This is a genomic window from Rahnella sp. WP5, from assembly GCF_000745615.1.
Classification (GTDB): Bacteria; Pseudomonadota; Gammaproteobacteria; order Enterobacterales; family Enterobacteriaceae; genus Rahnella; species Rahnella aceris.
Window position 1 is genome coordinate 419,221 of record NZ_JQJR01000005.1, and the last position, 19,374, is coordinate 438,594.

Here is a 19,374-nt window from a genome sequence, read left to right on the forward strand (position 1 = left end):
CATGGGCTGGGAACGTCAAAAACCCTTTACGACTGAACAACCCTCACCTCCCTCTTCCGGTGGCTGGTTAATCAGTGGTGTGCTGGCGGTGATTGCCGGTGTGTTGTTATTTGTTTTACATGCATCAGGAACATTCAGTGCACTGAAAGCCATAAATATCTGGTTATTCGCGCTGATACCCATAGTGCTCTGGATACTGACTTTCAGTACCTGTGGTTATCTTTATGGCCGCGAAATGGAGCGTTTCCAGTTCTTCCAGCGTGAGGCTGAACACGCTCAGCAACAATGGACCGCATGGGCCGAACGTTATATCGCGCTCTCAGCAAGTTGCGTCATGCTGCCGGACAGTATTTCAGCGGCCTTATTAAAGCAAAACCTCAGAGGGTTACCACAGCAGCAAGGGCTGGTTCGCCACATTGATTATTTGAAAGATAACAAGTCGGTCATTAATACGTTGCTGGAAGGTATTCAGAGTGCCCTGCGGATACTCCCCCCTGAGTTAGCACTTCAGGTCACGGTATTAACCGATGAACCTGAATCAGGCAGGCAGAAGTTATTCGCACTGTTTGATGAGTGCTGGCAGACCCGTGCGCCTGAAAACCTTCGTCCTGCATCGCTGAATATCATCGATCAGCTTTCATTCCGTTCACTTGATGAAAGGCTCGGACAACCGGAATCTACAGTCCAGTTGATTTTGGTGATACAGATGAACGGGAATACTCATTATTCCGACGGTCTGGCCGCATTGTTGTTCACTAGTGATGATGTCGCGCAAGAACATGCTTTACCTCACATCGTCCGCGTACTGCGGCCTATGCCACTGGATGTGGGTAATCTCAACGAAGAGCTGACTTTACTTCTTACGACACAAACGCAGGCCTGCCGGACTGCCCGCGTCCTGGGTGATCACCAGAAATGGACCGGGTCCTCCGCCGCACTTATCACCATTGGAAATGCGCTGGGTACTCAATGGGAGGCCGAAAATATTCTGACTATCGAAACATATTGCGGCATTCAGGGGCCATTCTCCCCATGGTTAACCCTCGCGCTGGGGGCTGATTTTGTTCATATCGGACAACAATCTTGGTTAGCGTTATCCACAACAGGAGCAGAAAATTTTGTTTACACCATCGCATCAGGGAGTGGGGATGAGCGTATTAAGTAGGCTCTGGCGTTTTGGGGGCCTGACGGTTCTGCTATTGGCTTTGCTTAGCCTCATTGGATGGGCTATATGGCATCACGGTGATTTCTTCGGCCTCGATACCTCGGGCAAAAAAGCCGGAGCCTTCCTTATGATCTGCGTACTCGGTGCAGCGCTGCGTTTTGGCCCTGCACTGCTGCGACTGGTGCGACAACTCATGCATCGCGAAGAAGAAAAGCAGCAGAACATACTGCCGGGAAGCGAAGAGCGCCTGGTACAAACTGCGCCACGCCACGTCACGGTAACTGAACTGCGCGAAGCCCTGCGCCAGACCTACGGCCGTTTCTGGCCCCGCAAAGTCCGCATTCTGCTGCTCACCGGCAGCGCTGCTGACGTTGAGCGTCTGACGCCAGGCCTGACATCGCAATACTGGCAGGAAGACAGTGGCACAGTATTATTATGGGGTGGCGATCTGGCCGCCCAGCCAGACAGCGCGTGGCTGAATGCACTGCGAAATCTTCGCCGCCGCTCGCTGGATGGTGTGATTTGGGTGACATCTGCGCTGGCTCAGCGCACCGCGGAGAGTACTCAAACGTCTCTCTCTGCCGATATGATGGACAGCGCCGCGAAAGCCTTTGCCGTTCGTTTTGACTTGCTGGGATGGCGGTTGCCGCTGTATGTATGGTCGCTGCATCCGGCCGAGGGGGATAATAAAGATCGCATTACGCAACCCGTCGGCTGCCTGCTGCCTGCTGCATGTAAACCTGATGAACTCTATACCCAGCTCACCGCGCTGGTACCGACGCTGATCGCGCAAGGCACACAGCAAATCAGCGCCAGCACACGCAATCAGTTCCTGTTGCAACTTGCTGAGCAGCTGGCACAGGCGCCGGCCGTTATTACTGAACCCGTTGCGGCATTACTCAACCCGTACCGCCCTGCTCCTCTTGCGGGCATCATGTTCAGCCCGACATCAGTTAATGCTCAGCGCACGGTGAAACATCACTGGGCTAAAGATAACCGCTGGGACATTTTACTCGGCTCACTGCCCGCATTACCGGCGGGACTGAAGGCTAAAAAGCTAGGGTTCGCGTGGGGTAAGACATTCAGCACAATTGCCGCTGGCATTATGGTGTTATGGGGCGCAGGAATGATCATGTCCTTCCTGGTTAACCGCCAGACGATTAATACCAGCGAAGCACAGGTGAAACAGGCGGCGGACGTGCAGCAGACTCTTCCTCTGCGGCTCAAAGCTCAGCACGAACTGCAAAACACGCTCGACCAGCTTGAGTATCGCCAGCAGCATACGCCCTGGTATAGCCGATTTGGACTGAATCAGAATAGCCCTCTGCTTGCTGCACTTTGGCCACATTATGCCGCCAGCGCGGTTCCCATGCTGCGCGATGCCGCCGCCAGGCACCTTGAGGATAGACTCAATTCATTTGCCGGGCTTCCTCCGGCAGATCCGCGTCGTGACGCGCTGGTAAAGTCTGCTTATGACCAGTTAAAACTTTATCTTATGCTGTCGCGTCCTGAGAAAATGGACGCTAAATGGTTTAGCAAAACGTTGCTGAGCGACTGGCCGCAGCGTAAAAATGTGCCGGATGGTATCTGGCAGGGAGAAGGTCCCGCCTTGCTGGATTTCTATGCACGCAGTCTTTCCCGTCATTCCGACTGGCAACTCACTCCTGATGAAAATCTGGTCGGTCAAACCCGGACTTTGCTGGTTCGCCTGATGGGCGCACGCAACAGCGAATCGACGCTTTATCAGAAAATGCTTCGACAGGTCGCCCACCAGTATGCGGATATGACTCTGACTGATATGGCGGGTGATACCGATGCAGAAAGAATATTTACCACGGATGCCGTAGTGCCGGGCATGTTTACCCGCAAGGCCTGGGAGGAATCTGTCAAACCGGCGATAGAGAAAGTGGTCAATGGCCGACGTGAAGAAATGGACTGGGTACTCAGTGATAGCAAAACCGCTGTGTTAGAGCAGGGCTCACCTGAAGCATTGCAGGCGCGTCTCAAAGAACGTTACTTCGCGGACTTCTCCTCCAGCTGGCTTGAGTTTCTGAACAGTCTGCACTGGCAGCAGGCTCAAACGTTGTCAGATGCTATCGATCAACTGACCCTGATGGCAGACGTACGTCAGTCGCCGCTGGTGGCGCTGATGAACACCCTGAGCATACAAGGCAAAACCGGTCAGAGCGGAGAAGCGCTCTCTGACTCGCTGGTAAAATCAGCAAAAAATCTCTTAAACCGTGATGAACAACCCGCTATTGATCAGCAGGCCGGAGCACGGGGCCCGCTGGATGCCACTTTCAGCCCGATACTCGCGTTAATGGACAATAAAGCAGGTGGTCAAAGTAACACCAGTCTCAGTTTGCAAACCTTCCTCACCCGCGTCACACAAGTTCGCCTGAAACTTCAGCAGGTCGTCAATGCCGCCGATCCGCAGGCAATGACGCAGACGCTGGCGCAAACGGTATTCCAGGGCAAAGCAGTTGATCTAACCGAAACCCGCGATTACGGCAGTCTGGTGGCGGCAAGTCTGGGTCAGGAATGGAGCGGCTTCGGGCAGACAATTTTTGTTCAGCCGATGGAGCAGGCATGGCAGCAGGTGCTGACCCCCGCTGCTGAGAGCCTGAACGCACAATGGCAGACAGCGATTGTCGATGACTGGAACAGCACATTTGGTGGTCGTTATCCGTTAAAAAATACCAGCAGTGAAGTATCACTTCCGCTGATGGCCCGCTACCTCAACAGTGACAGCGGTCGCATCGCACGCTTCCTGCAAACCCGTCTGAACGGTGTATTGCATAAAGAAGGCAGCCACTGGGTGCCGGACAGTATTAATGCACAGGGTCTGACCTTCAGCCCTGCATTCCTCAAAGCGATGGATACCCTGAGTTACCTTTCCGATGTGGTATTCACCAATGGCGAAGCGGGGATGCATTTTGAGCTGCGTCCGGGCACGGCTAAAGATGTGATGCAAACAGACCTGGTGATCGACAGCCAGAAACTCAGCTATTACAACCAGCTTCCTGCCTGGAAACGTTTCACCTGGCCGAATGATATCGAAGCGCCGGGCGCCAGCCTGAGCTGGATCAGCACGCAAGCAGGTACACGACAGTTTGCCGATCTGCCGGGCGCATGGGGGCTGATCCGCCTGCTCGATAAAGCCTCGGTTACGCCGTATCAGGGTGTGAGCAGCAGCTTTAATATCACCTGGAAAGCTCCGGACAACCGGTTGTTGAATTACACGCTGCGCACCGAAGCCGGTGAAGGACCGCTGGCTTTATTGAGATTGCGTGATTTCACCCTCCCCGTGCAGATTTTCCAGGTTCAGGCTGCATCGCTTGCGCCTGCAGAAAAACCTTTTGATCCCGACGCTATCGCTGAGGAGCCGTAATGGCCACATTAATCACACTGCAGAACGCGTGTTCTGCTGAACCTGCGTCTCTGCTGGAACAGGCACAACAGCAAGCCTCGCTTTGGGATAACTGGCTTCAGCCTGTGACGGCGGACATGCCTGCCGGAGAAGATCCGGGCTATGACGATAACTTCCAGCAAATGCGTGAAGAGGTTAACAAACTGTCCGGCGCGGATACGTCCCTGACCTGCGAGCTGGCTGAAAATCTGCTTGTCTCACACTGCAAAGATGTCCGCGTTGCGACCTATTACATCTGGGCACGTTTGCATCGTGACGGAGAAACCGGTCTGGCAGACGGCCTTTCTTTGCTGGCCGGGCTAATTACACGCTTTGGTGAAACCCTGCATCCGTTGCGGTCCACCAGCAGGAAAGCCGCGCTGGAGTGGCTGGCAGCCTCACGTGTCCTGGACAGCCTGTCGCTGTTCCCGGAAGTGGACAAGAATGATTTTTCACGCATCGTCGGTGCACTGTCGCTCATCGAACAGGGATTAAATTCCTGGGAACCCGCCACTCGTCCGCAGTTTGGGGTGCTTTATGGTGCGCTGGAAAACCGGCTTGCGCAGTCCGGTGGTTTTGATGCGGTAATCCCGCAGAACAGCAGCGCAACATCAACCGGGCACACGTCAAACACGTCTGCTGAGTCCCCGACACTTAAACCGGTGACTTCAGGACGCGACCTGCTCGACCAGGCAAAACTGCTGGCGAAATACCTGCGTGATCAGCCATCCGGCTGGCTCTCAGGTCATCATCTGATTAAAAGCATCCGGCTTGATACTCTGCATGAATTGCCTCCGCTGGCTGCCGACGGACGTACCCGTTTGTCGCCGCCGAAACCCGAACACCGCGCCCTGCTCAAGCGACTTTATCTGCAGCAAAGCTGGCTGGAGCTGCTGGAGCAAACCGACAGTCTGTTTGCTCTGGGGGTGAATCATCTCTGGCTGGATCTGCAATGGTACATCCATCAGGCGCTTGTCAAAGCAGGCGCCCCCAATGAAACCTGGGCTGACATCATTAAGCAGGATCTGAACGGATTACTCACTCGTTTACCCGGTCTTGAAGGGCTGGCATTTGATGATGGCACACCATTCGCCGATGAGGTCACGCTCAACTGGATTAACCAGCAGGTGATGACGTCCTCCGGCAATTGGGGCAATGAACCTTACGCATCAGCAACAACGGCGGGTGATGACGATATCCTGCAGCTGGAACCGGAAGCGCTGGCTCAGGCTGACAGTGGCGGCGTGGAAGCCGCGCTGAACTGGCTTCAGAACCGTCCCGGCACCCGCACACCGCGCCATCTATGGCTTTTACGCCTGCTAATGGCGCGCGTTGCCGAACAATATGGCAAAAATGACATGGCGCTGCATCTGCTGGGAGAACTGGACAACAATGGTTCGACGCTCACTCTCACACAGTGGGAACCAGAATTGTTGTTTGAAGTGAAAGCCAGACGCCTGAAACTGCTGCGCATGAAAGCCAGCCGCGCAGACACCGATAAATCCCGCCTGCACGGTGACATGGAATATCTGCTGGCCGGACTCATCGCCCTTGACCCTGCACGCGCTGCGGTGCTGTGTGGCTAACGGAATATAAGGAAATACCCGCATGATGGATATTGCACAAGACTTGCTGTCGCTGTCGAAAACGACCCTGAACCGCTACCGCCTGAGCGTGCCGTCCTGCCAGGCAGAACTGGATGTGGAAAGCTTCACCGGCAGCGAGGCCATGAGCCAGCTTTACCGCTACACCGTGACGTTTACCAGCACGGCCAAAGATATCGATTCCGGCGAGCTTCTCCGCCAGCCAGCGACGTTCACCATGAGCTCCGGCCCGCTGGCAACTCTGTCAGAACAAAAAGTCGTTCACGGCGTGATCACGGATTTCCGCCGCATCTCCGGCTCCGCTGACCAGGTGCAATATCAGATTACGCTCGAGCCCTTTCTGGCACTGCTCGCAAAGCAGTTTCGTACCCACCGATTCTTTGTGAACAAATCTGTCCCTGACGTGATTGAACAGGTGCTGACCGAACATGGCCTGAAGGGATGGGAGTTTGAGTTTTCGCTGAAACAGACCTACCCCAAACGCGAGCAGATCAACCAGTATCAGGAAAGCGATCTGGCTTTTATTGAACGTCTGCTTTCAGAACTGGGGATCTTTTATTTTTTCTCCCTGCAACCCGATGCACAGACCGAAGTCATCCATTTTGCCGACAAGCAAAGCGCTTATCAGTTCGGTAAAACCCTGCCGCTGAACAGCCCGTCCGGGATGAGCGACAGCGGTGCGGATTCTGTCTGGGGAGTGAACATTCAGCACAGCGTGGTGCAAGCAGGCGTCTCCAGCAAAGATTATAACCATCGGCAAGCGCAGCAGGTTTTACAGTCTGCCAGAGCAGACATGACGTGCGGAGCAGGCGAAGGCATCACTTACGGCGAGGTGTATCACTATAAACCGCGCCATCCGGAAACCGGCGGCAAAACCGATCCGGCGGCTGAAACCGCCAACTTTATGGCGCGCCTCGACCACGAAAGCTTTTTGTCACAACAAACGACCCTTTCCTTTTTCAGTAACGATGCCACGCTGCAACCCGCGCAGGTGCTGACGATTACCGACAGTGCGATCCCCTCAACGCTGCCGGAATTGCTGACATCTCCTGTCGTATTGATCCACGCCCACTTCAGCGGCAGCCGCAAAGATGCCCTGAAAGTCCGGCTGATGGCAGCACCTTACAGTGAAACTTTGTGCTGGCGCCCTGCTCTGCTGCCGCGTCCCGTGGTCAGCGGCACCCTGATGGCGCGCGTCACCAGCGCAAAAACCAATGATATTTACGCCTGGCAGGATGTGTCGGGGCTGTACCGGGTCAGATTTGACGCCGATCAGGATGATAAAGCGCAGGGTCAGGAAAGCATGCCGGTCCGCTTCGCCAAACCTTACGGAGGCGATGAGTACGGCATCCACTTCCCGCTGATACAGGGCACGGAAGTCGCGATTGCCTTCCACGACGGTGACCCGGACAGGCCGTATATCGCACACGCGCTGCATGATTCGCGCCACACGGACCACGTCACGGAGCAAAACAACACCCGTAACGTCATCCGCACGCCGGCCAACAATAAGCTGCGGATGGAAGACAAACGCGGCGAAGAACATATCAAGCTCAGCACGGAATACGGCAGCAAGACGCAGCTCAACCTCGGGCATAACGTGGATGCCAGCCGTGCGTTACGCGGTGAAGGTTTTGAACTGCGCACCGATGAATGGGGCGCCATTCGGGCCGGAAAAGGCATATTCATCAGCGCCGACGAGCAACCGGCAGCCAGTGGTAAGCAGCTGGAGATGGACGATGCCATTGCGCAGCTTGAACAGGCGCTGACGCTGGCACGCAGTCTGGCGAAGGTGGCGGAAATTGCCAAAGCCACGCCGGGCGATACCGACAGCCAGGAAGCGCTCAATACGTCACTGAAAAAACTGAAAGCCGCGGGCATTCTGATGTCCGCGCCGCAGGGCATTGGTATCGTCAGCCCGTCTGCGGTACGCGTTGCCTCCGGCAGTCAGAGCGTCGGCGTAATGTCCGGCAGCAATACCGACATCAGCAGCGGCAAGTCCTTTACTGCCGCAGCGGGTGAAAGCGTCAGCCTGTTTGCCCAAAAATCCGGGATGAAACTCTTCGCCGGGAAAGGGAAAGTAGACATTCAGGCGCAGGGTGACGAATTATCGGCGCTGGCCAAAAACGACATCACCGTGACCAGCACGGAAAGCACCGTCACGATCACCGCCGCCAAAGAGCTGATCCTGACCTGCGGTGGCGGTTACATCAAACTCAGTGACGGCAATATCGAAATCGCCGATCCGCAAAACATCCTGTTTAAGTCAGCCAACTGGCAAAAGATGGAACCGGCGAACCTAAATACCCCGCCAGTGGTGTTCCCTAAAGGCTACGGTGCGGTTTACGCCTTACAGGATGAAGAAGGAAACACCATTCCTTCAACGGAATACCGCATCACCACCGCTGAAGGCACAATTTATACAGGGATTTCTGATGAAAACGGCAAGACCATGAAGGTTTACACCAATGCGCCCGAAAAAATGAATATAGAAATTCTGGGCACCAGGTAGAACGATTGTTAATTCAAGGAATATACAGAATGGCGCAACGCAATACATGGGAAGTCAGTGATGGGCAACATACAACTGACGTAAACGTTTCAGAAAAAATCGTGATTTGTAAGCGTAAAGAAGTCCCCGGCATCACAATCACTATTGGCATGTTTTTTGATGGCACCGGTAATAATGTTTTTAATACTGATAAACGTCTTCTGGAAACCTGCACCAGTCTGGATGTGGGAATGAAAACCGAAGATGCAGTGTCCTGTGTCGAAAAATTAGGTAAAAGCGGCAACGGTGCGGGGAGCTATCTTGGGTATTATTCGAATGTGCATTGGTTGAATACGCTTTATACGACGAATGACAAAATAAATGAATGTCAGGATAATTATCAAAGAGCAATATATATTCAAGGAATTGGCACGCAAAAGGATCGTGAAGACAGTCTAATTGGTATGGGATTAGGGGCTTTATTTGAAGGCGTGATTGATAAAACAGACGAAGGAATTGCATTAATATCAAAACAAATTTCCGACTTTATAGCATTAAACCCAGATACATCATTCGCCATTGAGAATATCCAGTTTGATATCTTCGGCTTCAGTCGTGGTGCCGCTGCTGCCCGTCACTTTGCGAACCGTGTCAGAAACAACGATCCGGCGATACAGGAAGCGATCACGAAAGGGCTGGATGGCCGGAATCAACATGGCAAACCTGCAGGGGAAGTTCGCTTTCTGGGGCTGTTTGATACTGTCTGCGCGGTCGGTGCGGTAACAAATTTGTTTGACGTCCACGGCGGTGTAAACCCCGGCATTGAGCTGGCGCTTCCAAAAGATATTGCACAAAAAGTCTTTCAGATTACCGCAATGCATGAATGCCGCTATAACTTCAGCCTGAACAGCATTAAAGAGTCGTGGCCAGAACTGGCCTTGCCCGGTGTACATTCGGATATTGGCGGTGGCTATAATCCGCAGGAAAAAGAATACCTGTTCCTCTCTGAACCTGGATTTGAGACCGTCAGGGATAGCATTCCCGTCGAGATGACGAATATTTATCGCAGTTCAGCGGCGGAAATACCTGACCTGCGGGTATTGCCAAATCTGGGCCCCCTCATGCTTTCCGGGGAGATTACACTGGGAACATGGTATGACTATTTGGTCAATCCGAATAAAAATCGTATGGGTGTGACGGAAAAGCGTGTTGGCGCGGCGGTGACAATGGAACGTACTGTCACTAACGACTGGTCAAAGGTAAGTTTACGCGTGATGCTAGCCGCCGCTCAAAGCGCTGGATGTATATTTGATCCAATTCGCGATACGAATATCGCATTAAGATTGCCACAAGAATTAGAACCGTTGAGTCAAAAAGCCATTAACCAGGGAAAAGCAGTTATAACTGGAGGTAACTCAGCTCCCTTCACTTATGAAGAAATACAATTGATTGGGAAATACATCCACTGTTCTGCAAACTGGAACGCAGTGGTATTTAAACACGTCTGGCTCGATGGCAATAAGGTCAAGGCAATTTACGGCGCGGTAAAACCGGCAGAACTTGTCGGTTTTGTTAACCGTCCTAATCCCGGCTGGGTGCGCGCCGTATGGAATATGCAAGGAGCAAAGGCATGAAAACAATAACTGGTCTGCTATCCCTGCTTCTGTTAGCGGGGTGCACCGGCAATAAAGCGCACGAACAACAAAGAAACATTAAAGCCCCCTGGGATGAATGGTACTTTGCATTTACTACCCCTAAGGCCCTGCCTGCTCAGGTTACTCTGGTAAAATTACTCGACACCGAAGGCTATGGTTATGTGTTCGAAACAATAAACCAACCACAGGGCATCAGTGTGGGAAAATGGGATGACCAAAACTCAGCTGGCGGAACCCAGTTCAATAAAGCAAAGTCCCCACCTCAAATGATTGTTTTTTGTTGGGACTCTATTATTGACAAGAAAACTTATGAAACCACTTTATTCTTTTATTCTGATACCTGGGAGAAAATGATTACCCCTTATCCAACCCCCCTCACTCCTTCAAAAAGTGCCTACCGGCAAACGATGTTAATAGGCCTGGCTCCGGAAGGTATCGTGCATACCTGGTTAAGACAGTATGGCCATCCTGATATTTTATTAACTAGCACAAAAATAACCACTGTTTCAGGCAAGGATTTGGATATGTGCGCTGGGGTAACTAACAGTGACTTTAGCTATGGGTACGATGACGACATTAAAGAATTCATAAAAGATAAGAAATATCCCTACGGCAGTTGGTGATGAGTTTCAAGGACATAAATATATGCAAGGAACTAAGGCATGAAAACAATAACAAGTCTCCTATCCCTTCTTCTGTTAACAGGTTGCACCAGTGGCAATGCGCAAGAACAACACGGAACTATTAAAGCGCCCTGGGATGAATGGTATTTCACGTTCTCAACCCCTAAGGCTCTGCCTGCTCAGGTCACCCTGGTGAAGTTACTGGATACCGACGGTTACGGTTACGTTTTCCGGACTATCGATCAGCCACAAGGGAAAAGTGTCGGCACATGGAGTCAATATATTGGAAAAGGATACTCTCCTTTTAATAAGGCAAAATCCCCGCCCCAAATGATTAAGTTTTGCTGGGACTCTATTATTGACAAAAAAGTGTACGAAACCACTTTATTTTTCTCTCGGGATACACAACATAAAATGATGAGTTCAGAGCCTGACTGGGCAAACCCGAAGGAAACTTATTACTTCCGATATATGGTGATTGGTCTCGCACCAAAAGGAAAGGTCAGAGTTTGGCTACAAAATAATGGCAATCCTAATTTATTACTGACCAGCACCCAAATAACCACTGTTTCAGGGAAGGATTTAGATATGTGCGCAGGGGTAACTAACAGTGATTTTAACTATGGGTACGATGACGATATTAAAGAATTCATTAAAGATAAAAAATACCCCTACGGCAGTTGGTGATGAATTTCAAGGAGATAAATATATGCAAGGAACAAAGGCATGAAAACAATAACAGGTCTGCTATCCCTTCTTCTGTTAACAGGTTGCACCAGTGGAAATGCACAAGAACAACTTGTGGGTAATCAAGCACCACCCTGGGATGAATGGTATTTCGCATTTACAACACCTAAAGCTCTGCCCGCTCAGGTCACCCTGGTGAAGCTGCTGGATACTAAGGGTTATGGTTATGTTTTTGAAACAATTGATCAGCCACAAGGTATCAGCGTTGGAAAATGGGATGAGCAAAATTCCGCTGGTGGAACACAGTTTAACAAAGCAAAAACGCCGCCTCAGTTGATGACATTTTGTTGGGATTCGGTTATCGATAAAAAAACCTACGAAACCACCTTATTTTTTTATCCTGATACGTGGGAAAAAATGATTACTTCTTACCCTAACCCACTTGCTCCCTCAAAAAAACTTTACCGGCAAACAATGCTAATAGGTTTGGCTCCAAAAGGTATTGTGCACGCCTGGCTAAGACAATATGGCCATTCAGATATCTTATTGACCAGCACAAAAATAACCACTGTTTCAGGTAAAGAGTTAGCAATGTGCAAAAACGAAACGAACTTCCCGGATGGTTACGAATACAGCGAAGGTATGAAAACCTTCATTAAAGATAAAAAATACCCCTATGGCAGTTGGTGATGAGTTTAAATAAAATAAATATGGCATTAATAAATGTCTGACATCCACTTCCCGCCGGCGCATTGCACCAAAATAATCACACTTTACCCATCCTTATGTCAGTCAGAGATTTTATATGTCATAATCCCTCACCCCAAAGAATATTATTAGAGGTGGGTAGGGTTAATGCGAAGTTTTTTAAAATAAGGAAATCACGTGCTGAAAAAAATCATTTTTCTACTGAGTTCAATTTCATTTTTTGCCTTAGCAAATGAACCCACTCCATGCAGTAAAATGCAAGGGGAATATCAACGTGTAAAATCCAGTCACGGCATTCAAGATGATAGCGCCATCACGTTATATCTTAATAAAATCAGCAATACGAATAATGGATACTATGGACTACTCTATTCTGCATCTTTCCAGCAATTATTGCAGCCGCTGGTGAGAGAAAACCCTCAGTGCAGCATAATTTTTGAGAATGTCACCCTGCGCTTCACTACAGACACCAAAAAATACAACTGCCATTACATTTTAAGCGGCAATACTGACAATTCTAAATTCTACTGCATGAAGAAAACCTCTGACACTCTCACTAATGACATTATTCAAATTTTTAAAAGTAATAAAAATGAACCTTTCTATAATGACATGTCAGACATAGAGGGTGTTATTAAATGGAGTAATGAATCTGACAATTAAAGGCCCTGAATGCCGTTTGAATTGTCTTAAGCAACACATGTTTTATGTGTGATTACGAAATAAACCCTCGCAAGCCCTGTGCATTAGGGAGTAAGTATTTACCCTCAATATCTTGTTGATTAGCATGAAGTAAACCTCAGAGTTACTAATTCAGCGGTTGACACATCATATAATTACACAGCCTGAGTTTTAACAGTGCATTTAAAAATCTAATTTAATGACATTGGTTAATTAAAAACCTGATGGGCATGAGTAAAAATAAAACAACCTTCTGATGTGAAAAATAAATTACTCAAGGATTTTTATTTAAATGAAAGACCAAACCCTGCGTTATTACGATGCCGAGCTGCGCTATCTGCGTGATGCGGCGAAAGAGTTTGCACAAACTCATCCCGATCGCGCCGCGATGCTCGATCTCGATAAACCCGGCACACCTGATCCTTACGTTGAACGTCTGTTTGAGGGCTTTGCCTTCTCAATGGGAAGACTGCGCGAGAAAATTGACGACGACCTGCCGGAATTCACCGAAGGGCTGGTGAGCATGTTATGGCCACACTATCTGCGCACCATTCCTTCACTTTCCATTGTGTCGCTGAGCCCCGACGTGCCGTCGATGAAAATGGCAGAAACTGTGCCCGCGGGAATGGAAATCTATTCCCGCCCTGTCGGCCCTAAAAATACTGTCTGCCAGTACCGTACCACGCGTGATATGACGCTTAATCCGCTGGCCGTTTCGAAAGTGGTAATGGCCACTGAGCCGGACGGACGTTCAGTATTGCGCCTGCGTCTCTCATGCAGCACGCAGACTGACTGGTCACAGGTTGATCTACGCCGTCTGTGTTTTTATCTGGCAGGTGAGGCACCGGTTAGCAGTGCGCTGCATCTGGCCCTTACCCGCCGTCAGGCGGCGCTGTATATCCGCCTTCCCAATCAGGCTGACCGCATCAAACTGGATGGCTGGTTCTCGCCGGGCGGATTCGCGGATGAAGATCTGCTGTGGCCAAAAGGCGAAAGTGCGTTCAGTGGCTATCAGTTGCTGCTGGAGTATTTCACTTTCCGCGAAAAATTCATGTTCGTGCATCTTAACGGGCTGGAATCAGTGACCTTGCCCGCAGGCATCGCATTCTTTGACCTGGAAGTCGTATTCAACAGCCAGTGGCAAAGTGATCTGCCTGTTACCGATGAAGCCATGGCGCTGCATTGTGTGCCGGTGATCAACCTTTTCACGCTGGAAGCAGATCCGCTGCTTATTAACGGACTGGAGAATGAGTACCTGCTGCGTCCGCGCCGTTTACAGGACGGTCATACCGAAATTTATTCGGTCGATTCTGTTACAGGCTCACAACGCACGTCGGATGCGACTTACGTGCCCTTCACCAGCTTCCGTCACCGCGGCGGGATGCAGAGACGCCATGCGCCGGAGCGTTATTTTCACACCCGTGTTAAACGCGGTGTGACCGGGCTGCATGATACGTGGTTGATTCTCGGCGGTCAGCAATGGGAAGTGGATCGCGAATTCACCCGCGAGCCCGTCTCCCTGAAAATTACCGGCACCAACGGTCAGTTACCACGCAAAGCGTTACAAAGCACCTTACTTGATCGCTGTGAGGCCGTATTACAGACGTCGCTGAAAGTCCGAAATCTCAGCAAGCCGACGCTGCCTTCTTATCCTCCGGCAGAAGATCACTTCCAGTGGCGCGTGCTCAGTCATCTTGGCTCCAGTTATCTTAATCTGATGAGCAATGCAGACGTGTTACGCGGGACGCTTGAGCTCTATAACTGGCAGAGCGATGAACTGAACAACCGACGCCTGGATGCCATTCAGCAGGTGCAACATCATCAAATCCAACGTTTTGAGAAAGGTTTTTTGCTGCGCGGAATTGATATTGAAGTGACGCTCGATGGCAATGGTTTTACCGGTGAAGGTGATATTCACCTGTTCGGGGAAATGCTCAACCGCTTCTTTGCGCTTTACGCTGATATCCATTTATTCAATCAGTTAACTCTTATCGTTCAGCCTGCCGGGAAATGCATCCGATGGAAAGAGAATCACAATCAGCGTCTGCCCGGCTGATCGAGCAACTACACGATAAACTGCCCTATACACAGTTTTATCGTCTTTGTCAGTTGCTGGAGCAAAGCCAGCCAGAGGCTCCTGCGCTCGGCAGTCACTGGCAGGTCAGACACGATCCCGTACGTTTTCGTCCACATCCGGGGATGGGATTTCCCGCCAGCGAGTTTAAACGGGTGGAAATGCCGGAGCATCCGCATCTTCCACCGACCATCCGCACGACGTTTATGGGGCTGTACGGTGTCGAATCGCCGCTTCCTACATCCTATATCGATGACATTACCCAGCGTCGCGATGGTTACGAGGCTGTCGCCGATTTTCTGGATATCTTTAACCACCGGCTGACCACGCAGTATTACCGGATCTGGCGTAAATACTCATATCCCGCCACGTTTGCCCCCGGCGGGACGGATAAAACCTCGAAATATCTGCTGAGCCTGTGCGGGCTGGGCATAGAGGGATGTACGCAAGATATTGCCACGCCGGTTTCCCGTTTTCTGGCACTCACCAGCATGATGCGGCTACCGACACGCACCAGCGAAGGCATTATCGCACTGGTTCAGTTGCTGGCACCGGATACACAGGCGCAGGTACTGGCGCATGACCGCTGCAATATTCCCCTGCGCAAGCAATTGACCATGAGCGCCAGCGCGCCGGTCAGTATGAGCAGCAGCCCGGTGATGGGGCGCCAGACCGTCGATGTGAACTGTCAGGTTTTGCTGAAACTGAAAACTGAAAATCCGGATGAAGCCCGTGAATGGCTTCCGGGTGGCCAGCTTTACACCGATTTGCTGGCGTTGTTGCAGGTGTATCTCGGCTCCCGGTTGCACGTCCGTTTACAACTGTCGGTGTCACGCGCGCTGCTGCCCGATGCAAAGCTTTCCTGCCGCCCGGAAAAATCCGGTGTGCTGCTGGGAAGAACCGCAGTGATGCGCAGGTTAAGGATTACGTCTGCACCCCAAAATAAAACTGAAATGATCACTATTAATCTGGGCCGCTATCAGCGCGTTCAGGAAAATCTTCACAGAAGGGAAACTGATGAATATGGCGACTACCGCTGGTAAAACCCGTTTTACATTACTGATGCTGGCAATGGTAACGACCCTGAGCGGATGCGGGCTGACCCAGAAAGTCAGCGACGGTACGGTTGCTGTGACCAAATCCATTTTTTACAAGCAGGTGAAAACGCTGCATCTGGATATCACAGCACGCGACGCTATCAACAACAATGCCAGCGGCGCTCCGCTTTCAACGGTGGTGCGTATCTATCAGCTGAAAGACAGAAAAGTCTTTGACGATACCGATTATCCGTCGCTGTTTACTGAAGACAGTCAGGCGATAAAAGCCGATCTGCTGGAGCAAAAAGATATCCGGGTTCTTCCGGGGGCAGCAGTGACTATCGACGTGCCGATGAATGAAAAAGCACAGTTTGTGGCGGTCGCGGGTATGTTCCTTTCACCGGATATTACCAACAATACCTGGCGTATCGTGCTAAGCCGTAACGATCTGGATCCGGAAAAGGCGCGCCAGATCGAACTGAATAATCAGGGAATGAAACTGCTGCCACTGAAGGATAAGTGATATGTCGCAACCCTCACTTTACGAAATGCTGCTCGGCAACTTTGCTGGCGGCCTCGATCTGCACAACGTCAGCGAAGAAAATCAGGTGATCCTCTCCGTACTCGACAACATGCAGCGCATCCTCAATTGCCGAGCCGGAACGCTTACCCATCTGCCGGATTACGGTCTGCCGGACATGAGCAAAATCCTGCAAGGAATGCCCGGTACGGCGCATTCACTCCTGGATGTCTTGTCAGAGACCTTGCTGAAATACGAGCCACGCATCAAAAAACTGCACGTTATTTTATTGCCCCAGTCCAGCCCCGGACATCTCGAATACGCCATTGACGCCGAACTGAAAGAGCTTGGCTTAGTGCGATTCGGTACCGAGTTTATGCCGGAAGGCCGCGTACTGATGCGCCATATGAAACAGCAGAATTACGTCAGTTAAGGAAAACAACCATGTCTATTGAACGCCAGTTGCGCACCGGGGATGACCCGCGTGCGCTGGCTGATTACGCGGTTTTACGCGAAGAACTGAGCAAATTAACCCATCCGGCGCGTCCGGATGTGGACTGGAAAAAGGTGGAACACCTGTGTCTGAACCTGTTCCAGCAAAACGGTATCGAGCTGCAAACGGCCTCCTGGTACACACAGGCCAGAGCGCGGCTAGCGGGCATGCCGGGATTAAATGAAGGGCTGGCGATCCTCGAGGCATTAATTTCACGTCAGTGGCCGGGACTGTGGCCGCAGCCGGTGCACGCGCGGATGGAAATTCTTTCGGGTCTGAGTCAGCGTCTTCAGCAAATATTGCGCGGTATGTCACTGGAATATCATGATTTATCGCAGATTTATCAGGCAGAAAAACTGATCGCTTCGCTTTGCAATGTGTTGCAACGCCTTGAACTGAAACACGTCAGCCAGCTGGAAGCACTGACTAGTTTCATGCATGGTACTGCCGTCAGGCTGGAGAATATGCACGCGACCAGCGATGCAGCAATCGTTTTACCGGCGGCAGCGGCAGAAAAAGCGGAAAAAGAGTGGACCGCGCAACCCGGTGAACAATGGGTGTATGTTGCGCAGAGCGGACCTGCCGAACCGCACGTGATTGCACCGCCTTCGCCAGTGAAACGTCCGGTGCAGTGGAAAGGGTTTATCGCAGGTATCGTGGTGACGGCATTGGCCAGTACCGGTTTTAAAGCCGGGATAGATGCTTTTTATCATCCGCAAACGGCAGAGCAACTGATGGCGACGCTGCCGGTATTACCAAAATCGCTGAACGCACAGGCGCTGGAAACACTTAAGAACCAGCAGGCTGAGATGCTCCACCGCGAGGCACCGGCATTTCTGGCCGCCACCCAACAGCAAACACGCCAGCTGGCAGCATTGTCACCGCGCTGGGCACAGGACACCGGAGCACAACTGGTAAAACAGGCGCAAATCCTCTGGCCGGATAACCCCGCATCTCAACAACTGGCAAAAAACTGGACACAGCAGCTTAACGCCAGTGCGATACCGCAGGAAAACCTCGATGGCTGGCAACAGGCGAATACGCAGTTACAGCAACTGGCGGACAAACTCAACGGGCTGGATGAACAACGCGGTAAATACATGACCGTGTCGCAGCTAAAATCCTCGGTGTTTGCCATCCAGCAGGCGCTGAACAGTTCGCCGCCAGTCGAAGAATCGCTGCGCAAACTGGCGCAGGATAAACAACAGCAAAAAGGCATATCCCCGCAGCGGATTATGCAACTGGATAACCAGTTCACGCAGTTGCTGAACAGGTATGTGTTGCTCCTCCAGAACTTACCGGCGACAACCGAAAAAAATGGTCAGGCAGATCACTGACTGATGTTTGTGGCGGCGGACGTCAGCCATCTTAAATTACAGAGGAAGTATGTCAGCAAAAGAACGGTTTCTAAAAAAATTACAAGACAGCCAGCCTCGCACTGGCTCTTTTGAAAATAAAGGTCAGGCGGATATCGCCGAGTTCCGGCAGCGGATCAGCCTGCTGCAGGAAAACATGGAAGAATGGCTGGAAGGCACCGGTATACGGATCGAAGGCACCCCTATCTCACTGGTTGAATGTCTGATGGGCGGGAAATCATTCAGCGTTCCGGGTATACGGCTGTTTTATGAAGACAGGCAGGTGAAATTCACGCCGGTCTATTTATATGGCCAGGGCGTCACAGGCTGTGTGGAAGCCAGTCTTTGCATTCAGGATCGCGTCACTGTCCTGTGCCGGTTGTTTATGCGTGCTGGCGAAAACAGGGACTGGACATGGCGCCCTGCAAATCCCTTCACCGGGCCAGAGCGGGCGTTTAGTGAAGATGCCTTTTTTGCGCTGATAGAAGGCTTATTACCCTGACGCCTTCGGGCGTCTTTTTTCCTCTGTCACCCGGGCAGACCTCCGTTAAAATGTAAAAAAATGCTACAAAAATTACCTTCCGGCTGCATTTTTCACCAAAACCGATGACATAAATTTACATTGCATTAAAAATAAGAATGCGCTGCCGCTCCTGCAAATTTAACTTTCTTGTTACCAATTTTGCACACAACAAGCCATTACCGAATGCAGGGAAATTACATTTGAAAAACATCACAACTTTTTGATCCAGATCAATGCAACAACATGACCTCTCACTTTTTGTGGTTAATTCCCTTCCCCCGCTTTTCTCCGAATTTAGTTTTCCCGCCCCTGCTTTTTACCCGTACTGAAAGTATTTCAGCGACTAATT

The 19,374-nt window shown here is 51.1% G+C and carries 15 protein-coding genes; all 15 read left to right on the forward strand.

Features of this window, described 5'->3' with window-relative positions; translation table 11 throughout:
* Position 1 precedes the first annotated feature (1 nt).
* The 15 genes from EX31_RS01930 (at position 2) to EX31_RS02000 (ending at position 19,004) form a co-directional block, all read left to right on the forward strand.
* The gene (locus tag EX31_RS01930; RefSeq protein ID WP_037033072.1) at positions 2-1,165 is read left to right on the forward strand and encodes a hypothetical protein; all 1,164 of its coding nucleotides are present in this window, start codon (positions 2-4) and stop codon (positions 1,163-1,165) included.
* Positions 1,149-4,556, forward strand: a complete 3,408-nt coding sequence (locus tag EX31_RS01935) for an ImcF-related family protein (RefSeq protein WP_037033074.1) — start codon at positions 1,149-1,151, stop codon at positions 4,554-4,556. Before EX31_RS01930 ends, EX31_RS01935 begins: the two co-directional genes overlap by 17 nt.
* Positions 4,556-6,160, forward strand: coding sequence for a type VI secretion system protein TssA (tssA, locus tag EX31_RS01940; protein WP_037033075.1), 1,605 nt, complete (start codon positions 4,556-4,558; stop codon positions 6,158-6,160). The genes EX31_RS01935 and tssA overlap by 1 nt, the downstream gene beginning before the upstream one ends.
* A gap of 25 nt (positions 6,161-6,185) precedes the next feature.
* The gene (locus tag EX31_RS01945) at positions 6,186-8,690 is read left to right on the forward strand and encodes a type VI secretion system Vgr family protein (protein WP_037033242.1); all 2,505 of its coding nucleotides are present in this window, start codon (positions 6,186-6,188) and stop codon (positions 8,688-8,690) included.
* Positions 8,691-8,719: 29 nt separating this feature from the next.
* The gene (locus tag EX31_RS01950; protein WP_037033076.1) at positions 8,720-10,303 is read left to right on the forward strand and encodes a T6SS phospholipase effector Tle1-like catalytic domain-containing protein; all 1,584 of its coding nucleotides are present in this window, start codon (positions 8,720-8,722) and stop codon (positions 10,301-10,303) included.
* Positions 10,300-10,947, forward strand: coding sequence for a DUF2931 family protein (locus EX31_RS01955; protein ID WP_037033077.1), 648 nt, complete (start codon positions 10,300-10,302; stop codon positions 10,945-10,947). The genes EX31_RS01950 and EX31_RS01955 overlap by 4 nt, the downstream gene beginning before the upstream one ends.
* A 39-nt stretch (positions 10,948-10,986) precedes the next feature.
* On the forward strand, positions 10,987-11,634 hold the full coding sequence (locus EX31_RS01960; protein ID WP_037033078.1) for a DUF2931 family protein: 648 nt from the start codon (positions 10,987-10,989) through the stop codon (positions 11,632-11,634).
* 39 nt (positions 11,635-11,673) lie between these two features.
* Positions 11,674-12,324 (forward strand): DUF2931 family protein, encoded by a 651-nt coding sequence (locus tag EX31_RS01965; RefSeq protein WP_037033079.1) that lies wholly within the window; start codon positions 11,674-11,676, stop codon positions 12,322-12,324.
* 195 nt (positions 12,325-12,519) lie between these two features.
* The gene (locus tag EX31_RS01970; RefSeq protein ID WP_037033080.1) at positions 12,520-13,005 is read left to right on the forward strand and encodes a hypothetical protein; all 486 of its coding nucleotides are present in this window, start codon (positions 12,520-12,522) and stop codon (positions 13,003-13,005) included.
* A gap of 310 nt (positions 13,006-13,315) precedes the next feature.
* A complete protein-coding gene (gene tssF / locus EX31_RS01975; RefSeq protein WP_037033081.1) occupies positions 13,316-15,079 on the forward strand; it encodes a type VI secretion system baseplate subunit TssF in 1,764 nt (587 codons plus the stop codon).
* Entirely contained in the window at positions 15,043-16,140 is a 1,098-nt protein-coding gene (tssG, locus tag EX31_RS01980) for a type VI secretion system baseplate subunit TssG (protein WP_081925114.1), read from the forward strand. The genes tssF and tssG overlap by 37 nt, the downstream gene beginning before the upstream one ends.
* Positions 16,121-16,657: a type VI secretion system lipoprotein TssJ gene (gene tssJ, locus EX31_RS01985; protein WP_276145821.1), complete on the forward strand. Its 537-nt coding sequence runs from the start codon at positions 16,121-16,123 to the stop codon at positions 16,655-16,657. The genes tssG and tssJ overlap by 20 nt, the downstream gene beginning before the upstream one ends.
* Positions 16,650-17,087 carry a type VI secretion system baseplate subunit TssE gene (gene tssE / locus EX31_RS01990; RefSeq protein ID WP_037033085.1) on the forward strand — a complete coding sequence of 146 codons (438 nt, stop codon included), beginning with the start codon at positions 16,650-16,652 and terminating at the stop codon, positions 17,085-17,087. Before tssJ ends, tssE begins: the two co-directional genes overlap by 8 nt.
* Positions 17,088-17,098: 11 nt before the next feature.
* Positions 17,099-18,484, forward strand: a complete 1,386-nt coding sequence (locus EX31_RS01995) for a VasL domain-containing protein (protein ID WP_037033086.1) — start codon at positions 17,099-17,101, stop codon at positions 18,482-18,484.
* A 49-nt stretch (positions 18,485-18,533) separates the two neighbouring features.
* Complete coding sequence (locus tag EX31_RS02000; protein WP_037033088.1) at positions 18,534-19,004, forward strand: hypothetical protein; 471 nt, start codon at positions 18,534-18,536, stop codon at positions 19,002-19,004.
* Positions 19,005-19,374: the final 370 nt, after the last annotated feature.

Coding starts and splice junctions, on each gene's coding strand:
- EX31_RS01930 (WP_037033072.1), top strand. CDS start 2: ATGGGCTGGGAACGTCAAAAACCCTTTACGACTGAACAACCCTCACCT.
- EX31_RS01935 (WP_037033074.1), top strand. CDS start 1,149: ATGAGCGTATTAAGTAGGCTCTGGCGTTTTGGGGGCCTGACGGTTCTG.
- tssA (WP_037033075.1), top strand. CDS start 4,556: ATGGCCACATTAATCACACTGCAGAACGCGTGTTCTGCTGAACCTGCG.
- EX31_RS01945 (WP_037033242.1), top strand. CDS start 6,186: ATGGATATTGCACAAGACTTGCTGTCGCTGTCGAAAACGACCCTGAAC.
- EX31_RS01950 (WP_037033076.1), top strand. CDS start 8,720: ATGGCGCAACGCAATACATGGGAAGTCAGTGATGGGCAACATACAACT.
- EX31_RS01955 (WP_037033077.1), top strand. CDS start 10,300: ATGAAAACAATAACTGGTCTGCTATCCCTGCTTCTGTTAGCGGGGTGC.
- EX31_RS01960 (WP_037033078.1), top strand. CDS start 10,987: ATGAAAACAATAACAAGTCTCCTATCCCTTCTTCTGTTAACAGGTTGC.
- EX31_RS01965 (WP_037033079.1), top strand. CDS start 11,674: ATGAAAACAATAACAGGTCTGCTATCCCTTCTTCTGTTAACAGGTTGC.
- tssF (WP_037033081.1), top strand. CDS start 13,316: ATGAAAGACCAAACCCTGCGTTATTACGATGCCGAGCTGCGCTATCTG.
- tssG (WP_081925114.1), top strand. CDS start 15,043: ATGGAAAGAGAATCACAATCAGCGTCTGCCCGGCTGATCGAGCAACTA.
- tssJ (WP_276145821.1), top strand. CDS start 16,121: ATGGCGACTACCGCTGGTAAAACCCGTTTTACATTACTGATGCTGGCA.
- EX31_RS01995 (WP_037033086.1), top strand. CDS start 17,099: ATGTCTATTGAACGCCAGTTGCGCACCGGGGATGACCCGCGTGCGCTG.
- EX31_RS02000 (WP_037033088.1), top strand. CDS start 18,534: ATGTCAGCAAAAGAACGGTTTCTAAAAAAATTACAAGACAGCCAGCCT.